This is a genomic window from Desulfovibrio sp. OH1186_COT-070, from assembly GCF_003860215.1.
Classification (GTDB): Bacteria; Desulfobacterota; Desulfovibrionia; order Desulfovibrionales; family Desulfovibrionaceae; genus Desulfovibrio.
The window spans coordinates 1-2,312 of record NZ_RQYH01000068.1 but is presented as its reverse complement, the minus strand read 5'-3'; the positions used below and the strand labels follow the sequence as shown (position 1 = coordinate 2,312).

General features: G+C 42.4%; 2 protein-coding genes. One reads left to right on the top strand and one right to left on the bottom strand.

The window, feature by feature from the left end; translation table 11 throughout:
- A partial coding sequence (locus EII23_RS11730) for a transposase (RefSeq protein WP_148091262.1) occupies positions 1-257 on the bottom strand: 257 nt, incomplete at its 3' end.
- A 238-nt stretch (positions 258-495) separates the two neighbouring features.
- Between EII23_RS11730 and EII23_RS11725 the strand changes: the two genes are divergently transcribed.
- Positions 496-2,217 carry a hypothetical protein gene (locus EII23_RS11725; protein WP_124793522.1) on the top strand — a complete coding sequence of 574 codons (1,722 nt, stop codon included), beginning with the start codon at positions 496-498 and terminating at the stop codon, positions 2,215-2,217.
- Positions 2,218-2,312: the final 95 nt, after the last annotated feature.

Genomic DNA, 2,312 nt, shown 5'->3' with positions numbered 1-2,312 from the left:
ACGAGCACCTCAAGGAGTTTTTCCCAAACACCCCGGTCACGCCAACGGCAAAACCGGCGATGAGTATTTTTCCAGTCCCCAAGGTCAGGAGGCAGATCACGCCATGGCGCTCCCGTTCGTAATATCCAGAATACCGCGTTGACAAACAGCCTGTTGTCTCCGGCCGGGCGACCAACACTCCCCTTTTTGCCGGGAAGATGTGCCTGTATATTTTCCCAAACCCTGTCACAAATATCGTGTCGTCGATGTGCGCACATAGCCTCTCCTGTCATGCAGAAAGAGGTGTTATCATAGTATTCATAGTTTGACGACACTATCTAGAAAATTTCTAAATTCAAACCCTTTTGATTATTGAGATGGCTTCTGATACCAAGAGTGCAATAAGCGCAGCTCCATCGTCGTTTTCGGAGTGGTTGCTGGTTAAATTCCACAATCATAAGCGCTATCTGCTCTGACACAGTACGTTCATATTTTACCACTTCAACGGAGGCGTCTATGTACAACACCCTGTATGAATTACTCAAGGATCTGCACAAAGACGTTTTTGGTGGCGATAGCTATCTCGCACCAGACATTCCCGAAAAAAAGATGAATGGTGCAATTACTGGGATTACCGATGGGCAAGTGACCCCAGAAGAAGTGGTTATGGTGGTTGATACCACGCTATTTGGAAGCTCCACCGACGGGATGGTGTTCACGAATAGTGAAATTTTTATAAAGAATATAACAGGCACAGATGGTAATTACAGGTTCAAGTATTCGGAAATCGATGACGCCGTGTACGATTATGACGAAGATATCGATGACAAAGGAAACAGCAAGATTAAGAATAAACACGTTACTGTTTATACAACGCAAGATGATATCTTTACGGTAAGTACCGTACGGTTTGACAAGGAGAAATTTGCCGAACTGTTTAAGGCATTAGCTGAAAGCTCAAAGAATTTTGATGAATCCACACCTGCAAAAATCGAGATTAAGCCCCTCGAAGAGCAATCGGGAGCAGTTAGAAAAAGCTACCTCAAAATCATGATTAACTTCTTCCTCGCGAATGACAACGAAATTGATGCCAATGAATACAACCAACTTTACATCATGATGTCGAGGTTGAATCTTGAGCAGAAAGATCGTTTCGAGGTGCTACAATCCGTAAAATCGCATGAAAATGATGATGCGCTTCTGAAAACAATTTTTGACGATATTGATATAGCCTTGCATGAAAACATGAAGATATCCTTGATTAAGGATCTCATTTATGCTGCCAGAAAATGCTATGGTGACAATTCTGGCACCTCTGAATATATCAAAAACCTGATTGAAAAATTCAAAATTGAAGATGCGCAGGTTGAATTCATCATCAAGGCCATCGATAACGATGAAAAATTGTTTGATGAATCTGTCGATGATACAGGTTTACAGTCTGGCATTAGGGAGTTGTCGAGTGGCGCCGCGTCCGTTGGTGTACCGCTTGCTGCTCTGTATTTCTCTGGTTCCGTTATCGGACTCAGCGCGACAGGCATTACGTCTGGTTTGGCCGCACTAGGTTTCGGTGGAATCCTCGGTTTCTCCAGTATGGCGACGGGGCTTGGAGCTTTACTCTTGCTCGGATATGGAGCCAAAAAGGGCGTCGATATCCTGACTGGGCAAGATGAACTGGACAAGAGGGAACGTAAAGAAGCATTGCTTATGGAAGTAAATAAGCAAATGCTTAAATCTATCAATATAATCCGTCTGGATCAGAATTATCTTATTGAAAGACTGGAGGATACAATTCAGCAGAATAATAGTCTTGAAAACAGATTGGCTTATGAGCAAAATCTTTCTAAAGAGAAAATACAAGAGTTGGTTCTCAAGCTTAAAGATGCAATTTCTCAACGAGATGCTTATATGAAGAAGATCAAAGCATTGATAGCAGTTGGTGAGGCTTGTACTCGCCAAGCAGATACCACGGAAATGCTAGCTCAGAAGCAGAGCCTGCCATATAACCTTGATGTAGAAAAATTGAAGATGGTCACGGAAGAACCAACGAAAAAACCCTACTATGACTTGGTGATTTCAAAATACCACGAGATTGATGGCAAATATGTGCGTCGAGAAGATTTGACGCCGAAGGAAGTTAATGAATTGATGAATTACATTGGCAGGATCGGGTATTTTTCCGCAACGAATGCCCTTAAAGCTGCTGGAAAATCCCTTTTTAACAGTATTTTCAACTAGAAGTCATCTCATAATCAATCTGAGCAAAATCATGATGCAGCCCAGTTGCGCCATTGCCAGAAAGTTTTCTGCATGAAATTCGTATCTTACGACAA

What these genes read in the sequence shown, in the direction of transcription:
- EII23_RS11725 (WP_124793522.1), top strand. Translation starts at nt 496, where the DNA reads ATGTACAACACCCTGTATGAATTACTCAAGGATCTGCACAAAGACGTT.